The organism is Flavobacterium sp. GW821-FHT11G01, assembly GCF_058808175.1.
This window is the reverse complement of the sequence record NZ_JBXARK010000001.1, coordinates 232,582-256,337: the sequence shown is the minus strand read 5'-3', so window position 1 is coordinate 256,337 and position 23,756 is coordinate 232,582. Positions and strand designations below refer to the sequence as shown.

General features: G+C 34.0%; 17 protein-coding genes. 12 read left to right on the top strand and 5 right to left on the bottom strand.

Features of this window, described 5'->3' with window-relative positions; genetic code table 11:
• The first annotated feature begins 72 nt into the window (after nucleotides 1–72).
• The 5 genes from AC1RRN_RS01125 (at nucleotide 73) to AC1RRN_RS01105 (ending at nucleotide 10,236) form a co-directional block, all read left to right on the top strand.
• Nucleotides 73–3,168: a DUF5107 domain-containing protein gene (locus tag AC1RRN_RS01125; RefSeq protein ID WP_492965511.1), complete on the top strand. Its 3,096-nt coding sequence runs from the start codon at nucleotides 73–75 to the stop codon at nucleotides 3,166–3,168.
• 51 nt (nucleotides 3,169–3,219) lie between these two features.
• Nucleotides 3,220–5,397: a M1 family aminopeptidase gene (locus AC1RRN_RS01120; RefSeq protein WP_492965510.1), complete on the top strand. Its 2,178-nt coding sequence runs from the start codon at nucleotides 3,220–3,222 to the stop codon at nucleotides 5,395–5,397.
• Nucleotides 5,398–5,563: 166 nt separating this feature from the next.
• The gene (locus AC1RRN_RS01115; protein WP_492965509.1) at nucleotides 5,564–6,883 is read left to right on the top strand and encodes a DUF3472 domain-containing protein; all 1,320 of its coding nucleotides are present in this window, start codon (nucleotides 5,564–5,566) and stop codon (nucleotides 6,881–6,883) included.
• A gap of 28 nt (nucleotides 6,884–6,911) precedes the next feature.
• A complete protein-coding gene (locus AC1RRN_RS01110; RefSeq protein WP_492965507.1) occupies nucleotides 6,912–8,291 on the top strand; it encodes a Gfo/Idh/MocA family protein in 1,380 nt (459 codons plus the stop codon).
• An 85-nt stretch (nucleotides 8,292–8,376) separates the two neighbouring features.
• Nucleotides 8,377–10,236 (top strand): glycoside hydrolase family 35 protein, encoded by a 1,860-nt coding sequence (locus AC1RRN_RS01105; protein WP_492965506.1) that lies wholly within the window; start codon nucleotides 8,377–8,379, stop codon nucleotides 10,234–10,236.
• Between the two features lie 67 nt (nucleotides 10,237–10,303).
• On the opposite strand, the gene AC1RRN_RS01100 is transcribed toward AC1RRN_RS01105, so the two are convergent.
• The 5 genes from AC1RRN_RS01100 to AC1RRN_RS01080 form a co-directional block, all read right to left on the bottom strand.
• Nucleotides 10,304–10,705 carry an OsmC family protein gene (locus AC1RRN_RS01100; protein WP_492965505.1) on the bottom strand — a complete coding sequence of 134 codons (402 nt, stop codon included), beginning with the start codon at nucleotides 10,703–10,705 and terminating at the stop codon, nucleotides 10,304–10,306.
• Nucleotides 10,705–12,783: a LysM peptidoglycan-binding domain-containing protein gene (locus AC1RRN_RS01095; RefSeq protein WP_492965504.1), complete on the bottom strand. Its 2,079-nt coding sequence runs from the start codon at nucleotides 12,781–12,783 to the stop codon at nucleotides 10,705–10,707. Before AC1RRN_RS01095 ends, AC1RRN_RS01100 begins: the two co-directional genes overlap by 1 nt.
• Nucleotides 12,784–12,878: 95 nt before the next feature.
• On the bottom strand, nucleotides 12,879–14,795 hold the full coding sequence (locus AC1RRN_RS01090; protein ID WP_492965503.1) for a muramidase family protein: 1,917 nt from the start codon (nucleotides 14,793–14,795) through the stop codon (nucleotides 12,879–12,881).
• A gap of 61 nt (nucleotides 14,796–14,856) precedes the next feature.
• Nucleotides 14,857–16,386, bottom strand: a complete 1,530-nt coding sequence (guaA, locus tag AC1RRN_RS01085; RefSeq protein ID WP_492965502.1) for a glutamine-hydrolyzing GMP synthase — start codon at nucleotides 16,384–16,386, stop codon at nucleotides 14,857–14,859.
• Nucleotides 16,387–16,548: 162 nt separating this feature from the next.
• Nucleotides 16,549–17,262, bottom strand: a complete 714-nt coding sequence (locus tag AC1RRN_RS01080) for a hypothetical protein (protein ID WP_492965501.1) — start codon at nucleotides 17,260–17,262, stop codon at nucleotides 16,549–16,551.
• 334 nt (nucleotides 17,263–17,596) lie between these two features.
• Between AC1RRN_RS01080 and AC1RRN_RS01075 the strand changes: the two genes are divergently transcribed.
• From AC1RRN_RS01075 to AC1RRN_RS01045, 7 genes are all read left to right on the top strand, one after another.
• The gene (locus AC1RRN_RS01075; RefSeq protein WP_492965500.1) at nucleotides 17,597–18,517 is read left to right on the top strand and encodes a DnaJ C-terminal domain-containing protein; all 921 of its coding nucleotides are present in this window, start codon (nucleotides 17,597–17,599) and stop codon (nucleotides 18,515–18,517) included.
• A complete protein-coding gene (locus tag AC1RRN_RS01070) occupies nucleotides 18,510–18,815 on the top strand; it encodes a chaperone modulator CbpM (protein ID WP_492965499.1) in 306 nt (101 codons plus the stop codon). Before AC1RRN_RS01075 ends, AC1RRN_RS01070 begins: the two co-directional genes overlap by 8 nt.
• A 164-nt stretch (nucleotides 18,816–18,979) precedes the next feature.
• On the top strand, nucleotides 18,980–19,363 hold the full coding sequence (locus AC1RRN_RS01065; RefSeq protein WP_492965498.1) for a RidA family protein: 384 nt from the start codon (nucleotides 18,980–18,982) through the stop codon (nucleotides 19,361–19,363).
• Nucleotides 19,364–19,472: 109 nt separating this feature from the next.
• Nucleotides 19,473–20,717: a voltage-gated chloride channel family protein gene (locus AC1RRN_RS01060; protein WP_492965497.1), complete on the top strand. Its 1,245-nt coding sequence runs from the start codon at nucleotides 19,473–19,475 to the stop codon at nucleotides 20,715–20,717.
• 193 nt (nucleotides 20,718–20,910) lie between these two features.
• Nucleotides 20,911–21,915 (top strand): DHH family phosphoesterase, encoded by a 1,005-nt coding sequence (locus AC1RRN_RS01055; RefSeq protein WP_492965496.1) that lies wholly within the window; start codon nucleotides 20,911–20,913, stop codon nucleotides 21,913–21,915.
• 6 nt (nucleotides 21,916–21,921) lie between these two features.
• Entirely contained in the window at nucleotides 21,922–22,626 is a 705-nt protein-coding gene (gene gldI / locus AC1RRN_RS01050; protein ID WP_492965495.1) for a gliding motility-associated peptidyl-prolyl isomerase GldI, read from the top strand.
• 16 nt (nucleotides 22,627–22,642) lie between these two features.
• A complete protein-coding gene (locus AC1RRN_RS01045) occupies nucleotides 22,643–23,719 on the top strand; it encodes a peptidylprolyl isomerase (protein ID WP_492965493.1) in 1,077 nt (358 codons plus the stop codon).
• The last annotated feature ends 37 nt before the right edge of the window (nucleotides 23,720–23,756 follow it).

Here is a 23,756-nt window from a genome sequence, read left to right as displayed (position 1 = left end):
TCGAAATGACAAAAATGCGGGCAAACAACCCAATTATCTGACTAATCATAACCACAATAAATAGCTCTCCATATGAAAATTAAACCTTTCTTATCCATTTTACTCTTTGGAAGCCTGTTTGTCAACGCACAAAATAAACCAACCTTTAAGGAATATAAAAAAGTCTTTACCACGTATCCTTTTTCAGATCCTGATCCTATCCCAAAACCCGATACAAAGGTTTATCCTTATTTCCGTTTTGATGGTTTTACAGATAAACCGGTTCAAAAAGAATGGAAAGTAATCGAGATAGAAAACGATTATATCAAACTGATGATTCTTCCGGAAATTGGTGGAAAAGTATGGTCAGCAATCGAAAAATCAACCGGAAAAGATTTTATCTACAACAACCATGTAATCAAATTCAGAGATATTGCCATGCGCGGTCCTTGGACAAGCGGCGGCGTTGAAGGCAATTACGGAATTATCGGTCACACGCCAAATTGCGCGACTCCTGTAGATTATAAAATCATAACCCGAGAAGATGGAAGTATTAGTTGTGTTATTGGAGTTTTAGATCTATTAACCAGAACTTCCTGGAAACTCGACATCAATCTTCCAAAAGACAAGGCTTATTTTACGACAAATTCATTTTGGTTTAACTCAACTGAATTTGAACAACCTTATTATACCTGGATGAATACAGGAATTAAGGCATCTCAAAGCTTACAATTTATTTATCCGGGACAAAGTTATATTGGACATAATGGTGAACATAATTCGTGGCCAATTGATAAAGAAAACGGTAAAGATTTATCCTTTTATAAAAACAATGATTTTGGCGGTTATAAATCGTACCACGTTTTTGGAAAATACAATGATTTCTTTGGAGGATATTACCACGATGAAGATTTCGGAATGGGAAGATACGGCAATCACGATGATAAACCGGGCAAAAAAATATGGATTTGGGGATTGTCTCAACAAGGTATGATTTGGGAAAAATTATTAACCGATACTGACGGGCAATATGTTGAAGTACAAAGTGGAAGATTGTTTAATCAAGCAAGTGAAGGCAGTAATTTAACGCCTTTTAAACAGCGTTCTTTTGCACCTTATCAAACAGATTCATGGACAGAATATTGGTTTCCGGTAAAACAGACAAAAGGTTTTGTAAAAGCAAATAATTATGGCGCTGTTAATGTCAAAAATGAAAATGGCTGGTTGAAAATCTATTTTTCTCCACTTCAAAAACTAAACGAAAAATTAGAAGTTTTTGATGGTGAAAAGAAAGTTTATTCTAAAGATATTTCGGTTAAAACATTAGAATTATTTAAAGATTCTATTCAGGTTTCGGTTAATGAAAACAAATTAAAGTTAACATTGGGCGAAAATAAACTGGTTTGGAATTCAGCTCCGGAAGATGGAAATCTAAATCGTCCGTTGGAAATGCCAAAAGATTTCGATAACAATTCAGTTTACGGATTGTATCTGCAAGGAAAAAACTATATCAGTTTTAAAGATTATGTTCTTGCGGAAGAAAAATTAAATGCATGTCTGAAGAAAGATCCAAACTATGCTCCTGCCCTTTCTGACTTGGCACAATTACAAATCAGAAAATTTCAATACAAAGAGGCTGTTGCTTCAGCTAGCAAAGCTTTAGCAATTAATACTTATGATCCTGCAGCTAATTATTATTATGGTTTAGCCAATCTTCATTTAGGAAATACAACCGATGCTAAAGATGGTTTTGACATCGCTGCTGCAAGTGTTGAATTTAGAAGTTCAGCTTATACGGCTTTAAGCCAAATTTATTTTACTGAAAACAATCTGGCAAAAGCGATCGAATATGCTGAAAAAAGTTTGATAAACAATCAATATAATTTAGAGGGTTTACAGCTATTAGCCGTTATTTATCGTTTGCAAAACGATCCTAGTAAAGAGTCTGAAATATTAAATAAAATCACAGCTATTGATCCTCTTAATAATTTCGTTCGTTTTGAAAGATTTATTTGGGAAAACTCAACAGCAACAAAAGAACACTTTATCTCTCTTATTCAAAATGAAATGCCGGAACAAACCTATTTAGAACTAGGAATCTGGTATCATAATTTGGGTCGAAATGATGAAGCTTTGAAAGTTTTTTCAACAGCAAAACCAAATGCTGAAATTATTTATTGGAAAGCATTTTTAGAAAACAAAGCAGTTGATTTGAACAAAATTCAACCCGGAATTAGTTTTCCTTTCCGCGGAGAAACTGCCGAAATTCTGGAAAGTTTGATGAAAAATAATAATCAATGGCAATTAAAATATCATTTAGGATTAATTAAATGGAATCGTAATAATCTTTCAAAAGCAAAAGATTTATTCACACAATGTGGAACTCAGCCAAATGATCCGGCTTTTTATGCAGCAAAAGCTTCTTTGTTCAAAGATGATTCTCAATTGGTAATTTCAAGTCTTCAACAAGCAATTAAATTAGATTCTCAAAGCTGGAGATATCCTAAATTACTGGCCGAACATTATATCATTCAAAAACAATATGATAAGGCGCTGGCGATAACAGAACCTTTTTATAAAAAACATCAGGACAATTATTTGATGGGAATGTTATATGCCAAAACATTATTGCTGAATAAAAAGTATGCTTCCGCGGATGCTTTCTTAACCAAACTGCAAATTCTTCCTTTTGAAGGCGCAACAGCGGGAAGACAATTGTATCACGAAGCTAAATTGATGCAAGCTTTATCAGAAATGAAAAACAAGCAATACAAAAAAGCACTACAATTCATAGCCGATGCAAAACTATTCCCGGAAAATTTAGGTGTTGGAAAACCATACGACGAAAATATCGATGAAAGATTAGAAAACTGGATGGATTATCTCTGTTACAACAGTCTTGGCAATACAGAAAAAGCAAATCAATCATTGCAGAAAATTGTTGCTTTTAATCCGAAGATTGATAATACGGTTATGAATTTCTTACCAGCAAATCAATTGGTTTCGGCTTGGGCGATTGAAAAAACATCTTCTGCAAATGAAGCTGAAAAATGGTTGAAACATCAGGCTGATTTATATCCTGCCAATAAAATTGTGCAATGGTGTTTAGCAGTTTACACTAAAAAACCATCGAATGTTTTGACTGAAGATGAAAAAGATGGAGAAGTTAGAATTATAGAGAAACTTTAATCCGAAGGCATTTCAATCATCATCAAAAAACAAACTTTATAAAATTATAAAATGAAAAAAGCTTTTTTAAAATATACGATTTTTAGTCTCATCGCTATAATGGGACAAAAAATTGAAGCGCAAAATACGGATCAAAACAAAGATGAATTAACTGATTACAGAGTTACCGCATTAAAAGTTCATGATTTGATTCACACCAAACTCGAAGTATCTTTCGATTATGGTAAACGCTATTTATACGGAAAAGAATGGATTACTTTAAAACCTCATTTCTACGAAACAGATCAGCTTACGTTAGATGCTAAAGGAATGGAATTCAAAGAAATTGCAATCGTTGAGGGCAAAAAAAATATTCCGTTAAAATATACTCAGGACGGCGAACAGGTTTTTATCACTTTAAACAGAAAATATAAAAGCACTGAAAAATACATTGTTTACATTGATTACATCGCAAAACCTAATGAACTAAAAACAAAAGGTGGTGAAACTATGACGGATTCAAAAGGATTGTATTTTATAAATCCTGACGGAAAAGAAGATAAGCCTGTACAAATTTGGACACAAGGTGAAACAGAAGCTTCATCAGCTTGGTTCCCAACTATAGACAAACCAAATCAGAAAACAACTTCTGAAATTGCCATGACGGTAGATTCGAAGTATACAACGCTTTCTAATGGAAAATTAACTTCTCAAAAAGTCAATAAAAACGGTACAAGAACTGATATCTGGAAAATGGAGCAACCAAATGCCCCTTATTTATTTATGATGGCGGTTGGCGATTTTAAAGTGTATAAAGACTCTTATAATGGCAAAGAAGTGAGCTATTATTTAGAGCCAAAATATGCGCCATACGCCAAACAAATTTTTTATAAAACACCAGACATGATGAACTTCTACAGCAAAATGTTGGGAGTTGAATATCCTTGGCCAAAGTACTCTCAAATTGTTTGTAAAGATTATTTTGGAGGGGCAATGGAAAATACGTCTGCTACAGTTCACGGTGAATATGTTCAGAAAACAGAAAGAGAATTACTAGATGACAATCAGGAAAGTACTATTGCGCACGAACTTTTCCACCAGTGGTTTGGCGATTATGTCACGGCTGAATCCTGGTCAAACTTAACTATGAACGAATCTTTTGCCACTTTTGGAGAAGTACTTTGGCACGGTCACGACGCCGGACAAGATGGCGAAGACAGATCGCGTTATGAAAAGTTGCAAAACTATTTACGTTCACAAAAAAATGGAAACAGCGAAATTCTGGCACGCTTTCATTACAAGAATAAGGATGATATGTTTGATAATATCAGCTACTCAAAAGGTTCAATCATTTTGTATGCTATAAAAAATCAAATGGGTGACGAAGCGTTTTTCAAATCTTTAAACCATTATTTGACAACAAATGCTTATAAATCTGGCGAACCACATCAACTGCGTTTATCAATGGAAGAAGTGACTGGAAAAGACTGGCTGCCTTATTTTAATCAATGGTATTATAATCCTGGAAGTCCAATTCTGGATGTGATTTACAAATATTCTAACGGAAAAATTATCATTACCATAAGTCAATCTCAGGATAGTGCTGTGCAAACATTTACACTGCCTTTAAAAGTTGATTTTTATGTAAACGGAACTAAAATAAGAAAGGATATTTTAATTGATAAAAGAGAACAAAGTTTCAGTTTTGATCTTCCCTCAAAACCTGAATTTATCGATTTAGATCCAGATAAAATCTTAGTTGGCGAAATTAATATAGATAAAAAAACTGCTGCTGATTATCTTTTTCAATATAAAAATGCGCCTTCATATTACAACCGAATTGAAGCTATAAAATTTGCTTCAAAAGACAGAAATCAGGAGTCACAACTTATTTTACTGGAAGGCTTAAAAGATCCTCAAGAAGACTTAAGGGTACTGAGTATCAAAGCAATTGATTTAAATGAAAAACAAACAAAAGATCAGGTTTTAAAAACGCTTCTGGATATCGCTAAAAATGATAAAAAGACCATTGCCAGAGCAAATGCTATTATAAAATTGGCTTCTACTGACGATGCTTCTTATAAAACACTGATGGAAGAAAGCATTAAAGAACAATCATACAACGTAATTGCAGCAGGAATAACCGGATTAACAAAATATTCTCCAGCTGAAGCTGATAAAGCATTGGCTTCATTAGATGACGATACTAAAAAACATGTTACAGCATTGATTAAAAGATTAAGCAAATAAAACTGCCTGATCTTTTAAGCAATCGAATTTATTTTAAAATTAGTAATTAGTATGTAGGTGAATTTCAATTCAAAAATTTTAATTATTTAGAATTGTTTGTTTTTGAAGCCTCTCTAATCTGGTTCATTAGAGAGGTCCTTCAAAAAACAAACAAATTATCCATCAAATGAAAAATTTATTTTACATATTCCTGGCTTTCTTATTCGGATCTCTTTCTTATTCAAATGGTATAGATTCGGCTAAAAAAATACCTGCCGAAAATCCGAAAACGAAAATTTCGATTCCTTTGGCCGGAAATGCTTTTAGCTCCAAACACATTGACGGAAGTACTACGATTACAGATAATGGAATTGAAAACTGGACCGATTTCAGTGAATATTTTACGGCTTATTTTAGAATTTCAAAAGCAGGAACTTTCCAAATTACAGTCGAAGAATCAGTTGAAGTTTTTGGGAAATCAGAATTGGAGTTTTCAATTCAAAACGAATCAAAAAAAGTAAAATTCACTACTTCAAAAAAAGCCGTAATCGTTGGAAACTGGAAAATCAATCAGGAAGGTTATGTGGCTGTCAAAATAAAAGGAATCAGTAAAAATGGAGATCGTTTTCCGTCGATTAATCGTCTTACAATTTCCAGTACAGATTATGATGGAAAAATGTCTTATGTCCCAAATAACGAAGGAAATTTTTATCATTGGGGACGTCGCGGACCATCGGTTCATTTAAATTATCAGGTTCCCGAAAATACAAATGCCGAATGGTATTATAATGAAGTTACCGTCCCTGAAAAAGAAGACAAAATTGGATCTTATTTTATGGCCAATGGTTTTGGGGAAGGCTACTTTGGAATACAGGTAAATTCTGAGATGGAACGAAGAGTTTTATTCTCTGTCTGGAGTCCATTTTCAACAGACGATCCCAAGAGCATTCCGGATTCGCATAAAATTAAAATGCTTAAAAAAGGCGAAAATGTTCATACAGGAGAATTTGGAGACGAAGGTTCTGGTGGTCAAAGTTATCTGAAATACAATTGGAAAGCCGGAACGACTTATAAATTTTTGTTACGAGGAATCCCGGAAGGAAATAATTCTACTACTTACACGGCTTATTTTTATGCACCTGAGTTAAACAAATGGCTTTTAATTGCAAGTTTCAGCCGTCCTCAAACAAGTACTTATTTAAAAAGATTTCATTCGTTTTTAGAGAATTTCATTCCGGAACAAGGCAATTTATCTCGCAGGGTTTTGTTTAATAATCAATGGATTTGCGATGAAAAAGGAAATTGGACAGAAATTAATTCGGCTCGCTTTACAACCGATAATACGGGAGCAAAAGAATACCGAATGGATTTTGCCGGCGGAATTGAAAAAGATTCTTTCTATTTAAAAGACGGTGGTTTTTTCAACAATTATACCACACCAAAAACACTATTTACAAGACCTTTAAACAATAAAAAACCAGAAATAGACTTTAACAAATTACCGTAAAAGACTGATTTCAAAAATAAAACCACTTATGAAAACTACTTTTTTAAAATCCACAATAGTTCTTTTTCTTTTGTTCGGATGGACGATTGCATCGGCACAAATGATTAAGACCAAAACACCTTCCAGACCAAAAGGCCAACAAGATGTTTTGCGTTTGGCTACAACACCTATTCCAACAGTTCGTATAGCTTTCATCGGACTTGGGATGCGCGGACCAGGAGCTGTAGAACGTATGACGCATATTCCAGGTGTAGAAATTGTAGCGCTTTGTGATATGTTAGAAAAAAACACACAGTCAGCTAATGAAATTTTAACGAAAGCCGGACTTCCAAAAGCGCAGGAATTTTTTGGAGATGAAAATGCCTGGAGAAAAGTTACAGCACTTCCAAATGTCGATTTAGTATACGTTGCAACAGACTGGAAACATCATGCTATCATTGGCGTTCAGGCTATGAAAGATGGAAAACATGTAGCTATTGAAGTTCCTGGAGCTTTAACGATGAAAGAAATTTGGGAACTAATTGATACTTCTGAAAAAACCAGAAAACACTGTATGCAACTTGAAAATTGTGTTTACGATTTCTTCGAGCTTACTACTTTAAATATGGCGCAACAAGGATTATTTGGAGAAATTCTTCATGCTGAAGGATCTTACATTCACGGTTTACAGCCTTTCTGGGGAGAATACTGGAACAACTGGAGAATGGATTATAATATCAAACACCGCGGCGATGTTTATGCGACTCATGGAATGGGGCCAGCGTGTCAGGCATTGAATATACATCGTGGTGATAAGATGAATTTTCTGGTTTCTATGGATACGAAAGCAGTTGGAAATCCTGCTTATATTAAAGAAAAATCAGGTCAGGAAATTAAAGATTTCAGAAATGGAGATCATACCATGACCATGATTCGTACTGAAAACGGAAAAACAATTCAAATTCAGCATGATGTAACTTCTCCGCGTCCTTACAGCAGAATGTATCAACTGAGCGGAACTAAAGGTTTTGCAAATAAATATCCTTTAGAAGGTTATGCGCTGGACGGAAAAGAATTAGGCGATGATGTAAAACCTAATCACGAAAAATTAAGTGCTCATTCCTTTGTTCCTGAAGAAGTAAAAAAAGCATTGATGGAAAAATACAAACACCCAATGGTGAAAAATATCGAAGAACAAGCCAAAAAAGTTGGTGGTCATGGCGGAATGGATTTTATAATGGATTATCGTTTAATTCACTGCTTGCAAAAAGGACTTCCTTTAGATATGGATGTTTACGATTTGGCGGAATGGTCGTGTTTAGGACCCTTAACAGAAATTTCTCTTGATAAAGGTTCTGTTCCGGTCGAAATTCCGGATTTCACTCGAGGTGGCTGGAATAAATTACAAAAATTAGAGTTTTCAGAATAATAAATATTGGTTAGTTAGGTCAGGCAAGAGAACACTTTTAAATTTGTGTTCTCTTGCTTATTTTACATCCTAAAATTAAAACAAAATGAAAAAAATATACTTTGTACTTTTATTTTCTGCCTTGACATTTTCAATTGGTTTTGCACAGCAAAAACAAACATTTGCCATTAGCGATGGAAATTTTTTATTAAATGGAAAACCGATCCAAATTCATTCAGGTGAAATGCATTACTCCCGAATTCCACAACCCTATTGGCGTCATCGTTTACAAATGATGAAAGCAATGGGATTAAATGCAGTCGAAACTTATGTATTTTGGAATTACCACGAAACAGCTCCCGGAGTTTGGGATTTTAAAACTGGAAATAAAAACCTGGCAGAATACATTAAAACAGCTCAGGAAGAAGGATTATTTGTTATTCTTCGCCCAGGTCCTTATGTTTGTGCCGAATGGGAATTTGGCGGTTATCCCTGGTTTCTGCAAAATGTTCCTAATATGGTTATTCGTGGTAACAATGCAGCGTATTTAACAGCAACAAAATCTTATTTTACTGAATTATACAATCAGGTTAAGGATTTACAAATCACTAAAGGCGGGCCTATTATTATGGTTCAGGGCGAAAACGAATTTGGATCGTATGTTGCACAACGCAAAGATATTCCGCTTGACGAACATAAAAAATATAGTGCTGCCGTTTTTCAGCAATTAAAAGATGTTGGTTTCGAAGTTCCGTTTTTCACTTCTGACGGAAGTTGGCTTTTTGAGGGTGGTGCCTTGCCAGGTGCTTTACCAACAGCCAATGGCGAAGATGATGTCGTAAAGTTAAAAGCGGTAGTTAATCAATTCAATAACAATAAGGGTCCTTATATGGTAGCCGAATTCTATCCGGGTTGGTTAGATCATTGGGCAGAACCATTCCCAACACAAAAACCGGAACAAACCGTTCGTCAGACTAAAAAATATCTGGACAATCAGGTTTCATTTAACTATTATATGGTTCATGGCGGTACTAATTTTGGCTTTACTTCCGGGGCAAATTATGATAAAGAACATGACATTCAGCCTGATATGACATCGTATGATTATGATGCTCCAATTAGCGAGGCCGGCTGGGCAACTCCAAAATATAATGCGCTAAGAGAATTATTAAAAACACCTCAAACTCCTGCTGTTCCTGCAAAAATACCGGTGATTACAATCCCAAATATTGCTTTGACAAAAACAGTAGATTTAGCCTATTTAAAAGCTGAAATTAATCCGGTGATTGAAGATAATCCACAAACATTCGAACAACTAAATCAAGGTGACGGTTATGTTTGGTATAGCAAAAAATTCACACAACCTATCAGTGGAAAATTAGAATTGAATGGTTTACGAGATTATGCGATCGTGTATGTAAATGGCAAAAAGGTAGCCGAATTAAACCGATATTACAAAAAATACGATTGTGAAATTGAAGTTCCTTTTAATGCAACTTTAGACATTGTTGTCGAAAACATGGGACGTATCAATTATGGTTCTCAAATTAATGCAAATAATAAGGGAATCATAAGTCCGGTAATTATAAATGGCCAAACGATCACCGGAAACTGGGAAATGTATACATTACCAATGAATAAAGAACCGGATTTGACTTCTTATAAAAATTCAGGCAAAGCAAACCGACCAACTTTATATCAGGGAACTTTTAATCTAAATAAAACTGGAGATACATTTTTAGATATGCGCGATTGGGGCAAAGGTATTGTGTTCATAAACGGAATCAATATAGGAAGATATTGGAGCGTTGGGCCACAACAAACACTTTATGTTCCGGGCTGCTGGCTTAAAAAAGGAAAAAATAATATTGTTATTTTTGAGCAGAAAAACGAAACTATTCAAAAAGAAGTAAAAACTATTATTACACCAATTCTGGAAGATTTAAAAACAGAAACGACACAATAGAACTTCTGTCAAAAATAAAAAAAGCCATTCGTTGCGACGAATGGCTTTTCTATTTATAATTTCAAAATTACTTCCAGTTAAAAGTAATTCGTTTTTCAATTTCTGAACTTAAACTTAAAAATACCGGACAAGTCATTCCTGCACGTTCCAAAATTGTTCTGCTTTTTGCATCTTCGACACCTTGCATGTCAAAAACAATTTCGATTGCACCAATTCGTCTTGGTTCAGCATTCATTATTTTAGTCACTTCAGCTGTTGATCCAACGAAATCTACATTCAAATCGCGCGCTTTGATTCCCATAATAGTCATCATACAGCTCGCTAAAGCATTGGCAACAGTATCTGTTGGAGAAAAAGCTTCTCCTTTTCCATTATTATCTAGTGGTGCATCTGAAATAATTTCGCTTCCTGATTGCACATGAATTGATTGTGTTCTTAAATCACCTAAATAGGTTACTTTTGATGTCATTAGTTTGCTACTTTTAAAGTTAAATCTGAGTCGTAATATAAAATGTACACCCCTTTATTGGCGTGTCCCCCATCTTCTTTTTTATAATACTGAAATTTATTATCAACTTGTTCTGTTGTCATTAAGTCCGCCGTTTCCTGATACGTTTTTCCTTGTACCAAACGCATCATGGTATCAAAAGTAACATCAAAACCTCTTGTTGCATAGGTATTTGGATTCACTTTGTTTTTCAGGCGATATTCTTTTTCAAAAATTAAAACACCAGGCTCATCACTTTCACGAGTCACAGACGGATACATTAATTTCAGTTTAATTAAGTTTTCAAAACTAATTTCGTCCGTATCAAGTGTACTGTTTGGTTCTAAAATTACCAATTGCACCTGACATGACTTTTGTGCATCAAGCAGCGCTTTTATAGTTGTTTTAACCATAGCTGTATTCCCGGTTTCCATCACTACATAATTCATTCGGTTTGGTAATAACAAACTTTTTAAATTGGCAACATCTAAACCTCCAGTTTCTGTTAAAGCAGAAAATACAACCCCTTTTTGATTTTGTTTGATATAACTAATAACAGATTCTTTTTTCTTATCTACAACAGCTACAATATTTCCATTTTTAGCACGCATATAATCAAAAACAGCGTTTCTTACTACGTCGTTCGTTGGTATTGACTGGTACAAATTATCGATTGGATTCGCACTATCTTTTGACAATGGCGAAATCACAGGTACATTATACAAGCGTAATGAATTAGCTGTTGTTTCTGCATTAGTCTGATAAAATGGTCCAATCACAGCACTCGCATCCTGCAATTTATTTTGAGCAATTAAACCCGAAACATTCGATGCCGTTTTGGTTTCTCCTGAATCATAAATAGAAACATCAATTGGCAATTTTAAAGTTTTTGCCGAATCGATTGCCATCATCGCTCCCGAATAAAAATCCAGGGTCATGTTTAAAAACTTATCATTTTTAATACGAGTAGCACTACTTGTCGTATCATTTTGCATTTTAGCTAAATTGAACGGCAATAACAAAACCATTTTTTTACGTTCTGTTTGCCCTCTCTTTTTTGTCAGTTCAACCACTTCAGGATTTGCAGAAACCGTTTCAGATTTCACTTTTTCTAAAACCGAAATACCACCACTACCTGCATTAGCAATTGGTTTCTCAGCTACCTTTTCAACAGGTACTGCTTGTGCAATAATTGGGGCTGGTGCCAAATATCCTGACGGAACTTTTAAAACCATCCCTTCTTTTACTCCTTCAGAAAGTGCCGGATTTAATTCTGTTAGTTCTTCCTGAGTAATATGAAAAGTTCTGCCTAAACTATAAAAAGTCTCTTTCGGTTTAACCTGATACTCCATATAAGTAGTTACTTTTCTAGGAATTTCTGCCGCTTTTGCGACAGGTGCAACTGGCGATGAATTTTCTGTTTTAGGAGCTGTTCCTTTTATAGTAACCCTGTATCCAATTGGCAGACTAGACACAATTTCCGGATTGCGTTTTTCTAAATCCTCTATTGTAGTATTGTATTGTTTAGCGATCGAAAACTTAGTTTCTTTTGCTACAACATCATGATAGACATATTTTTCAGGTCCTTTTTCTTTAGTTGTTTTTGCAGAAGCTGAACTAGCTTTTGCAGCACTTCCTTTTGCCGGAATCACTAATTTTTGACCAATTTGAACTCCTGTTTTTTCAAGACCAGGATTTGCCGCTTTTAAAGCTTCATCAGAAATTCCATATTTATGCTCAATACTATAAAAAGTCTCTTTTGGCTGAACTTCGTGTATGATTTCTTTTGAATTTGCAGCAACTTTTGTACTAGTTCCATCTGTTTTACCTGCAGTAACTTTACTAACATTCGTCGGAATTAATAAAACCATATTTGGTTTCACACCATTTCGTGCATCTGGATTTAATGCATAAATATCATAAGGCGTAATCTTAAATTTTACAGCAATTTGATTGATAGTTTCTCCACTGGAAACGGTATATTTTATCACTTTTTCCTGCGAAAAGGCAGAACAAGTAATAAAAAACACAAGGGATAATAAGGCGAAATAATATTTCATAATAGGACTTAAACAATTTAATTTTTAATTCAAAAACAAGATACTAATTTTGTTCAAAGCAAGATTCAGGCCACTTGTTAATTTTTTTCCAATTATTACCTAAGATCAATTTCTGCCTTAGCGATAATAATGTCTTTATATAACTCATCTTCCTCCTTTTTCTTGCATTTATATAAAACTTCTTCCATATTTTGGTATCTGTCTGAATAAACATAATACGAAAGACTATTTATATTAAAGAAAAAACTAGCATTAAAATCCCCAGAATCAATAAGTTTCATAATAAACTTATCTCTCGGTGTCGCATCTGTAAATATACCTAAAACTAAGTAATAGCCATTTGAAACTTCTTTAAGATTATCAAAAACTTCTACTTTTATTGTTTTATCATTTTTAAGCGGATTTTCCTTCAATTCGCGCTTCATTTCCTCTAACGAAATTGCTTTTGAAGCTTCATTAGAATTGGTTTTATTTTGATTTTTTAAAACATCGTCCTGATACTTTTTCAATTTTATCAAAGCCAGTTTATCATCAAATTGTCGGGCTTCCATACTATAAAATGAAGCTTTACTAATATGTCTTTTTACCTCGATTTTTTTCTGAGTGTCTAATGAATCAATCTTTGCAATCAAAAGTTGATTTTGTGCATCACCTTGCTCCTGCTCTATTTTATAATGTTTAAGTTCTTCTAAAAAAAGACGTTTTTGCAATGAAGTTGATGGTTTGTTTTTTTCGCTTTCGCGGACTTTCTTCTTGTATTCCTGATTTTCCTCAACAGCAATTTTCTCTACTTTATTCATTAAACCGGCATAAGCTTTTCTATTTTCAGCCAGTTCTTTTTTTAATTGAGAAGATAATTCATTTGTTTTTCCGATGCTTTCATAGGATTGTTTTTCCAATCTTTTTGATTCATCAACATTCAAAACATCCATTCTTTTCAATTCAACTAAATCATTATTCATCGTATTGACTAACGAATCTAATTTAGCCATTAAAATATCCTGTACATTTTTATTGGCTTCTAAAACCAAACGTAATTTTTCAACCGAATTATCTTTAGAACCATTCATATCATTCAGATTGACTTTCAAATCATTAATTTTTATGATTTTCTGGTTCATTTCTTTCTGAACAACCAATCTGTCTTTTAAATCATCAATCTCAACTGTTTTGGCTTTTGTCTTTTCAACCACAACTTGTTTTTCGGCCAAAGCCAACATTAGTTCTTCACTTTCATTTGTTGGTTTAATTGCTGTTGTATTAATGGCTAATTTATTTCCAACAACTAATCCATTTACAATTTCAGGATTTTGTGATTCTAACTGATCGATAGAAATGCCGTATTTTTTAGCGATCGAAAATTTAGTTTCTTTAGATTCAACAATATGAAAAATGGTTTCATTATTAATTACACGAACTCTTCCGTCTAACGTTTTTCTTTTGTTCGGAATAGCAATTATCTGACCAATTTGCAATCCGTTTTGAAGCAATTCCTTATTCCCATTTTCAAGATCCTGAACCGAAACATTATACTGTCTGGCAATACTAAACAAAGATTCTTTAGTCACTACCTGATGGCTTACTTTTGAAGAGGTTGTAATTTCAGTTTTTGAAAGATTGTTAGAATTCTCCGGGATAATTAATTCCTGACCAATTTGAAGTCCGTTGGCAAGAATTTCAAGATTTGCATTCTGAATGGCATCAACCGTAACTTTATATTGTTTTGAAATGCCGTACAGCGTTTCTTTTGCAGCAACGATGTGGGTGATTTGTTGCTTTTGGTTTTGTTTTTCTGTCGGGTGGACTGGGATTTTAAGAACTTGATTGTCTTGGATTCCGCTTTGTGATTCAGGGTTGAGTTTATAAATTTCATCAACAGAAACCTTATATTTTTGGGCAATAAAATAAGCAGTTTCCCCTTTTTGAATTTTGTGTTCAATAATTGAATCTTGTGCAGTTATTTTGTTAAAAGACAAAATAAAGACAAGAGAAATCGTTAAAAGTTCTCTCATAAATAGTAGGTTTAAAAATTTAAGGCGTTACAAATGTAACGCCTTAAATTGAAAAATATTACTATTCCCACTCAATTGTTGCAGGTGGTTTTGAACTTATATCGTAAACAACGCGATTCACGCCTTTCACTTTATTAATAATGTCATTTGACACCTTCATTAAGAAGTCGTAAGGTAAATGAACCCAGTCAGCGGTCATACCATCAGTAGATTCAACTGCTCTAAGCGCCACTACTTTTTCATAAGTACGCTCATCGCCCATCACACCAACAGAATTTACCGGAAGCAAAATTGCTCCAGCCTGCCAAACTTTATCGTATAATCCCCAAGATTTTAATCCGTCAATAAAAACGGCATCAACATCTTGTAAGATTTGAACTTTCTCCGGAGTAATATCTCCTAAAATTCTGATTGATAATCCTGGTCCAGGAAAAGGGTGTCTTCCTAATAATTCAGGATCTATTCCTAAAGTAGCACCAACTCTACGAACTTCGTCTTTAAACAACATTCTAAGTGGTTCTACAATTTTTAATTTCATATAATCTGGCAATCCACCAACATTGTGGTGCGATTTAATCGTTGCCGATGGTCCTTTTACAGAAACCGATTCGATAACGTCAGGATAAATAGTTCCCTGAGCCAGCCATTTTACATCTTCGATCAAATGTGATTCATCATCAAAAACTTCGATAAATACACGACCAATTGTTTTACGTTTAGTTTCAGGATCACTAATTCCGGCTAATTCGCCAAGAAAACGATCTCCGGCGTCTACTCCTTTTACGTTCAATCCCATTCCTTTGTATTGATCTAATACATTTTGGAATTCGTTTTTACGAAGTAAACCGTTATTTACGAAAATACAATATAAGTTTTTACCAATTGCTTGATGCAATAAAACTGCCGCTACAGTTGAATCAACTCCTCCTGATAATCCTAAAACTACTTTATCGTTACCTAATTTCTCTTTTAATTCTCCCACCATTTCCTCAACGAAGGCATTTGGTGTAAAATTCTGAGGAACTTCAGCAATGTCTACTAAAAAGTTTTTCAGCATTTTTGATCCATCTGTAGAATGGAAAACTTCTGGGTGATATTGAATAGCATAAGTTGTTTCACCATCAATTTTATAAGCAGCATATTCTACGTCATGCGTGCTTGCAAGTTTCACTGCATTTGTTGGCAAAGCTTTGATACTATCGCTGTGGCTCATCCAAACCTGGCTGTTTTCTGAAACTCCGTTAAAGAAAACTTCATTCTCCTTAATATAAGATAAATTAGCTCTACCATATTCTCTGGTGTTCGAAGCTGCTACTTCTCCTCCACTAAAGTGAGCTAAGTATTGTGCTCCGTAACAAACTGCCAACATTGGAAGTTTGCCTCGAATTTGAGATAAATCAGGATGTGGAGCATCTTCTGCACGAACAGAAAATGGGCTTCCTCCTAAAATTACGGCTTTATAAGGTGATAAATCACTAGGAAAGTGATTGTAAGGGAAAATTTCGCAGAATATATTTAATTCGCGAACTCTACGCGCAATAAGCTGAGTATATTGCGATCCGAAATCTAAAATAAGTACGTTGTGTTGCATGCGCAAAAATACTTTTTATATTCGAATTTGAAAAATTGAAGATGTGAAAAAAATATTTTTTTTTCACATCTTCAATTTTAGGTACAAAGGTCCAGAGTAACAAAGGTTCAAAGGTTTCTTTCTTTGACCCTTTGAACCTTTGTCACTTTGAACCTCGAAGCTCTACTCTTTCGTAACAATAATCGACGCTTTAAATCCAGCGGCAAGATTATCCCAATAATCGTTTGTAACTAATTGGCCTTTATCGTCGTAAACCTGAATTTCGGCTGTATTTCCTCCTAAAGAACCAATATTTAATGCTTCAAAATCTAATTTATTGAAACCATTTACAAGATTAATTTTAACGTCTTTAAAATTAGAGTCTAAAAAAATCTGAGATTGTATTACCTGATCATTTGAAGAAACTTTTATCAAATCCCCATCAATTGCTCCGAAGTCACGGAATTTCACAATAAAATAAGCTGATTTCGTTCTAAAATCTCCCAAAGAAATATTTCTCTTCACCAAAGTTCCTCTGCCTTCTCTTAAACCAGCATCTTTTAAAGCCTTATCGACGTCTTTTTCCATTTTTGCCACATAACGATCGCCAGGATTAGCAAAGTCAGTTTCGGTAGACATCGTAAACTTGCTTTTTTGTTCTCCTACCTGAAATTTAGATTTAGATGTAATAGTGGTATTATCATAAACATTTGGCGTTTTGATACTCGGTACCTCTGCTTTTGGAGCGGAAGGATCTAATGTCTCAGGCTGAGGAATTTTTTTAGGTTTTGCACTAAACTTTGGAGCAGGAATACTCTTGAACTTAGTTCCAAACTCCGTCTGGGCTGATACTGTTACAGCGGTAAAAAATAATATGAAAAATAAAATGTGCTTCATTGAAAAAGTTTTATCGAATCGGCTTTTATAATTTTATAAAATAATAGTATAGCAAAGCAAAAATAGCATAATTTAATTACGCACTTTAACTTTAAGACTTTTATAACAATATATTAGGCTAATTTTTTGAAACAAAAAACCTGCCAAGAATTACTACTCCTGGAAATTAAATTACAATTTAATCCCGAAGCTTCGGAACCAAATGCCAAAACAAGTGAATCTATTAAAAATTAATTCGTTATTTTTTATTTAAAAAGAATTGCATCACTTTGATAATTACTCACTTATTCATAACTTGAAGGTTCTAATTTAATTTTATTAAAAAACATATAAAATGGATTATATCGACTATTATAAAATATTGGACATTACAAAATCAGCCACTGAAGCCGATATCAAAAAAGCATATCGAAAACTGGCTCGAAAATATCATCCTGATTTGAATCCGAATGATAAAGAAGCGGAGAAAAAATTTAAGGAAATCAACGAAGCCAATGAAGTTTTAAGCAATCCGGAAAATCGTAAAAAGTATGATAAATACGGAAAAGACTGGAAACATGCCGATGAATTTGAAAAAGCAGGTTACGATCCGAATCAACAGCAATATTCAAGACAACAGCAACAAGGCGGTAATCAGGATTTTTCAGGTTTTGGAGGCGATTTTTCCGGAAGTGATTTTTCTGATTTCTTTAATTCAATGTATGGAGGAGGAAGAAGTTCGCGAGGACAATCAAAATACCGTGGACAAGATTTTAATGCCGAATTACAATTAGATTTGGCTTCGGCCTATACAACACACAAACAAAGTTTAACCGTAAATGGCAAAAATATCCGAATTACAATTCCGGCCGGAGTTGAAAACGGGCAAATCATTAAAATTCCCGGACATGGCGGACCTGGTGCAAACGGTGGACCAAGTGGTGATTTGTATATTACTTTTTTAATTGACAATAATTCTGATTTTAAACGAGAAGGAAATAATTTATATTCTGATGTAAATCTTGATTTATATACTGCCGTTTTAGGAGGCGAAGTTTTCGTGAATACTTTTGATGGAAAAGTAAAGGTGAAAGTGCCTGCTGAAACCCAAACCGGAACGAAGGTAAAATTAAAAGGAAAAGGATTTCCGGTGTACAAAAAAGAGAATCAGTTTGGCGATTTATACATTACTTATAATGTCAAAACGCCAACCAAATTATCTCAAAAAGAGAAAGAATTATTTGAAGAATTAGCTAAAATAAGAAATCATGAATAGTAAAAACTTAATCCAGATAAAACAATTTTGCCTGTATCACGAAATCGAAAACACCTTTATAACCGAGTTGAACAATTATGGTTTAGTAGAAATTATTATTCAGGAAGAAGATGAATATTTGCAGCCTGAACAGTTGCCAGCTTTAGAAAAAATGATTCGTATGCATTATGATCTCAAAATAAATTTAGAAGGAATTGATGCTATTTATCATTTGCTGAACAAGATTGAAGTTTTGCAGCAAAACTTAACGGCAACACAAAATAAACTTCGTCTTTTTGAAAAATATCAAGTTGAGTAAATAATTAAAATTTGGTGTTTAAATATCACAAAAAAGAATATTTTACAGATTGATTTCAAATAAATGTATACCCTTTTCAGTTACATATTTTATAAATTGCAGCCTATTAACTAACCAGAATTATTTTTAAAATTAATACCAAATAATTCAAAATAACAGAAGAAATGAAAAGAGAAAACATCTTGACAGGATCAGCATGGGAAGACAAAATGGGATATTGCCGTGCGGTACGAATTGGCAATATTATTGAAGTTTCGGGCACTGTGGCTATTGTTGATGGCGATAAAGTAAAAGCCGATGATGCTTATGCTCAAACTTATAATATTTTAGAACGTGTTGAAAAAGTACTGGAAGATTTGAATGTTGGAATGAAAGATGTAATCAGAACAAGAATTTTCACTACCAATATTTCAACTTTTGAAGAAGTTGCGAGAGCACACTCTGCTTTCTTTAAAGATGTGAAACCTACAACTGGTTTTTATGAAATCAGCAAACTGGTTGCTCCTGAATATTTAGTTGAAATTGAATTTACAGCTGTTGTTCAATAAATATTTTTTTTAGCCACGAATTCACGAATTAATATTCTAAAAAGATCAAAACAGATATTTTTTTCTAAATTCGTGAATTCGTGGCGAAAACCCGCCCGTATTTAGATTAATGACTTCTCAAAAACTAAAAGAAATATTTCTGACTACTTTCAAATGGATTTTGATCTGTTTTTTGATCGGTATTTTGTCAGGATCTGCATCGGCCTTTTTTTTAGTTTCACTTGAATGGGTTACACAATTTAGAATTCATCACGACTGGATTATCTGGCTTTTGCCTTTCGGCGGATTAATTGTCGGTTTCAGTTACTACTTTTGGGGAGAATCTGTCGTAAAAGGCAATAATTTATTGTTGGAAGAATACGAAGAGCCTAAAAAAGTTATTCCGTTTAAAATGGCTCCTTTAGTACTTTTAGGAACTTTAATTACCCATTTATTTGGAGGTTCTGCAGGCCGCGAAGGAACTGCCGTACAAATGGGAGGCGCAATCGCAGACCAATTTACCAAATTTTTCAACTTAGATAATTCCGAAAGAAAAATATTGATTATACTCGGAATCAGTGCCGGTTTTGCCTCTGTTTTCGGAACTCCTTTGGCAGGCGCTATTTTTGCTTTAGAAGTTTTATATTTTAGTAAAATCAATATAAAAAGTATAATTCTATCATTTTTAGTGGCTTATGCTGCCTATTTTACTGTCGAATTCTGGCAGGTAAAACATACCCATTACAGCATTCCCGATATTCCGGAAATCAATCTGCACAATATCGTATATACTGCTATTGTCGGTGTTTTATCAGGTTTTGCTGCTTTATTATTCTCCAGAAGTACTCATTTTTGGGGTTCTCTTTTTTCAAAAAATATTAAATATCCTCCGTTGCGACCTTTTATTGGCGGAATCATTTTAGCTATTGCTATTGCTGGCTTCGGCTTTACAAAATTCTCAGGATTGGGCGTTCCGGTTATTGTAGACTCCTTTTCTAACGTTAATTCCTGGTATGACTTTTTACTTAAAATTTTATTTACCGGATTTACTTTGGGAGCCGGTTTTAAAGGTGGTGAAGTAACACCATTGTTCTTTGTAGGAGCAACTTTAGGAAGTGCTTTATCGGCAATTATTCCAATGCCAATTGCTCTTTTAGCGGGAATAGGTTTTGTCGCTGTATTTTCGGGTGCGACCCACACTCCTATCGCCTGCACCATTATGGGAATGGAATTATTTGGAATTCAACCCGGAATTTTCATCGCAATCGCCTGTACAATTGCCTACTTTTCTTCAGGTTCTGTCGGAATTTATAAATCACAGATTGTAAAAGGCGCAAAGTATAAATTGTACCATAGAATAAATTCCAATTTTTAAATTCCAAATTCCAAAACTCAGGATAACTACTCATTCAAATCAATATTTTTAAATACTCTTTGTCAACCTTTGTGGATTCTTCGTGAATCTCTGTGGAACAATAATTCATAACCTATAATTCATAATTTATAAAAGTGTGTTAATCTCCAAAATGTTTTCAACATTACATTAAAAAAATGTAAATTCGCACACTATGAAAATACAAGATATTCAGGCAATACAATTGTTGCTTGCAACTCCAAAGAAAATTGCAATTATACCGCACAGAGGACCAGATGGCGATGCTATGGGTTCTACTTTAGCATTATACCACTTTTTATTAAAAAACAATCACCAGGCAACGGTGATTGCTCCTAACGATTTTCCTGATTTTTTAGCCTGGCTTCCAGGCTCTGAAACCGTAAAAATATTTGAAAAAGACACTGAAAACTGTACTAAAATACTTGAAGAAGCAGAGTTAATTTTTACACTTGATTTTAATGCTTTTCATCGTACAGGCGAAATGGAACATACTTTAGCAAAACTAACTGCTCCGTTTATTATGATTGATCATCATCAAAAGCCTGATGATTATGCTGCTTATACATATTCTGATACATCATTCGGATCAACTTGCGAAATGGTTTATAATTTTATTTCTTTCTTAAACAAAAAAGAAGATTTAGATAAAACCATTGCAACTTGTATTTATACCGGAATTTTAACCGATTCAGGATCATTTCGTTTTCCGGGAACAACAGGAAACACGCATAGAATTATTGCAGAATTGATTGATTTAGGAGTTGAAAACACTCAGATTCCTGTTTTATTGTTTGATAATAGTTCGTACAGTCGTTTACAATTATTGGGACGTGCTTTGCAAAATATGAAAGTGTTTGAACAACATAAAACCTCTTATACCTCACTTACTCAAGACGAGCTTGACTCTTTTGATTATGTAAAAGGTGATACCGAAGGAATTGTAAATTACGGGTTAAGTATAAAAGGTATTGTTTTTACTGCTATTTTTATCGAAAATAAAGACGAGAAAATTATCAAAATTTCTTTCCGTTCGCAAGGTGGATTTGATGTAAATCAGTTTGCCAGAGATCATTTTAATGGTGGAGGGCATAGCAATGCTGCCGGTGGAAGATCTGAAGTTTCGATGGAAGAAACTTTGAGAAAATTTGAAGATTTAGTAACTAAACTAAAAATATAACCTACTATGAACTACATAAAACTAAGCATTTATACGCTCCTTTTTGCTGTTTTATTGGTTAGCTGTAAACAACATGAAGATGCCAGAAGACCTATTTCAAGAGCTTCGGGAACTTTTATGAAAAAATCAGTTGATCGTAACAAAAAATTAATAGCAGACGAAGAAAATGTTATTAAAAAGATCATCAAAAGCAATCCAAAAGTAAAATATTACGCGACAAGAAAAGGTTATTGGCTTTCTTATGACGAAAGAAATTTAAATGAAACTCAAACGCCCCGAAAAGGAGATATCGCTTATTTTAATTTAGAGGTAAAAGACATCAAAGGCAATGTGATTTATTCAGAAGCTGATCTTGGTCCACAAACCTATTATGTAGATAAACAAGAGATTATGATGGGATTACGTGACGGTATCAAATTGATGCGTAAAAACGAAATCGTAACTTTCCTGTTTCCTTCACATATTGCATACGGATATCATGGAGACAATAAAAAAATTGGCCCAAATCAATCTTTGATCTGCATCGTTACCCTGCGTAATTTTGTTCCTGATCCGGCCGCTCCACAAACAGCTGCTCCAGCGACACAAGCTCCAACAGGGCAAACTACAGCTCCAACAACAGCAACTGGACAAACTCCAAAACCTGCAACTCCAAAACCTGCAGCAGTAAAACCAGCAACTCAAACTAAAAAAGATACAATAAACCCATAAAAACAACCTTTTAAAAATGAAAAAGAGTATTTTATTATTACTACTAGCCGTTACCTCATTTTATTCTTGTAAAGACGAGCATAGCAATTTGCCTGATGGTTTGTATGCTGACATTGAAACTAACAAAGGCCATATTATTGTTGAACTGGATTATAAAAAAGCGCCAATTACAGTAGCAAATTTTATAACACTTGCGGAAGGTAAAAACGAATTTGTAACCAAAGAATATCTTAAAGGTAAACCTTTTTACGATGGTTTAAAATTCCACAGAGTAATTGAAGAATTCATGATTCAAACCGGAGATCCTGAAGGAACTGGTTCTGGAGACACAGGATATAAATTTAAAGATGAGATCACTGATTTAAAATTTGACAAACCTGGTGTTTTGGCAATGGCCAATAACGGTCCAGGAACTAACAGCAGTCAATTTTTTATTACACATGTTGAAACTCCATGGTTAAATGGAAAACACACTATTTTTGGTCATGTAGTTGAAAAAGGACAAGAAGTAGTAAACCAGGTAAAACAAGATGATAAAATTGTTACTGTAACGATTATCAGAAATGGTGAGGCAGCTAAAAAGTTTGATGCAGTAAAAGTATTTCACGATTATTTTTCAGAAATAGCAAAAGAACAAAGCAAATATGCAGGAGTTCAAAAAGAAAAAGTAGACGCACTTGCCGCATTAAAAGCAAAAGCTACAAAAACAAACAGTGGTTTAGAATATGTAATTACTGAAAAAGGAACAGGTAAAAAACCTGCAAACGGAACTCAGGTTTATATTCACTATTCTGGTTTCTTAGAAAACGGAACTCTTTTTGACTCAAGCGTAGAAGAAGTTGCCAAAACTTTTGGAAAATTCGATCCGGCAAGAGCTGAAGCAAAAGGATATCAGCCAATTCCTTTTACAGCAGGAAGTAAATCAGGATTAATTCCTGGATTTATTGAAGGAATTGAACAACTTTCATTTGGAGATAAAGCAGTTATTTTCATTCCATCTCATTTGGCTTATGGAGCAACTGGAGCTGGTAATGTTATTCCACCAAATGCTAATATTGTTTTCGAAATTCAATTATTAGAAAAACCACAATAATATATTTTAAAACTTATCATAGACTTAAATTCGGAAT

Excerpts from the sequence above, each read along its gene's own strand:
- AC1RRN_RS01125 (WP_492965511.1), top strand. The coding sequence starts at position 73 with ATGAAAATTAAACCTTTCTTATCCATTTTACTCTTTGGAAGCCTGTTT.
- AC1RRN_RS01065 (WP_492965498.1), top strand. The coding sequence starts at position 18,980 with ATGAAAAGAGAAAACATCTTGACAGGATCAGCATGGGAAGACAAAATG.
- AC1RRN_RS01075 (WP_492965500.1), top strand. The coding sequence starts at position 17,597 with ATGGATTATATCGACTATTATAAAATATTGGACATTACAAAATCAGCC.
- AC1RRN_RS01070 (WP_492965499.1), top strand. The coding sequence starts at position 18,510 with ATGAATAGTAAAAACTTAATCCAGATAAAACAATTTTGCCTGTATCAC.
- AC1RRN_RS01095 (WP_492965504.1), bottom strand. The coding sequence starts at position 12,783 with ATGAAATATTATTTCGCCTTATTATCCCTTGTGTTTTTTATTACTTGT.
- AC1RRN_RS01110 (WP_492965507.1), top strand. The coding sequence starts at position 6,912 with ATGAAAACTACTTTTTTAAAATCCACAATAGTTCTTTTTCTTTTGTTC.
- AC1RRN_RS01055 (WP_492965496.1), top strand. The coding sequence starts at position 20,911 with ATGAAAATACAAGATATTCAGGCAATACAATTGTTGCTTGCAACTCCA.
- AC1RRN_RS01080 (WP_492965501.1), bottom strand. The coding sequence starts at position 17,262 with ATGAAGCACATTTTATTTTTCATATTATTTTTTACCGCTGTAACAGTA.
- AC1RRN_RS01120 (WP_492965510.1), top strand. The coding sequence starts at position 3,220 with ATGAAAAAAGCTTTTTTAAAATATACGATTTTTAGTCTCATCGCTATA.
- AC1RRN_RS01105 (WP_492965506.1), top strand. The coding sequence starts at position 8,377 with ATGAAAAAAATATACTTTGTACTTTTATTTTCTGCCTTGACATTTTCA.
- AC1RRN_RS01090 (WP_492965503.1), bottom strand. The coding sequence starts at position 14,795 with ATGAGAGAACTTTTAACGATTTCTCTTGTCTTTATTTTGTCTTTTAAC.
- AC1RRN_RS01045 (WP_492965493.1), top strand. The coding sequence starts at position 22,643 with ATGAAAAAGAGTATTTTATTATTACTACTAGCCGTTACCTCATTTTAT.
- AC1RRN_RS01115 (WP_492965509.1), top strand. The coding sequence starts at position 5,564 with ATGAAAAATTTATTTTACATATTCCTGGCTTTCTTATTCGGATCTCTT.
- gldI (WP_492965495.1), top strand. The coding sequence starts at position 21,922 with ATGAACTACATAAAACTAAGCATTTATACGCTCCTTTTTGCTGTTTTA.
- guaA (WP_492965502.1), bottom strand. The coding sequence starts at position 16,386 with ATGCAACACAACGTACTTATTTTAGATTTCGGATCGCAATATACTCAG.
- AC1RRN_RS01060 (WP_492965497.1), top strand. The coding sequence starts at position 19,473 with ATGACTTCTCAAAAACTAAAAGAAATATTTCTGACTACTTTCAAATGG.
- AC1RRN_RS01100 (WP_492965505.1), bottom strand. The coding sequence starts at position 10,705 with ATGACATCAAAAGTAACCTATTTAGGTGATTTAAGAACACAATCAATT.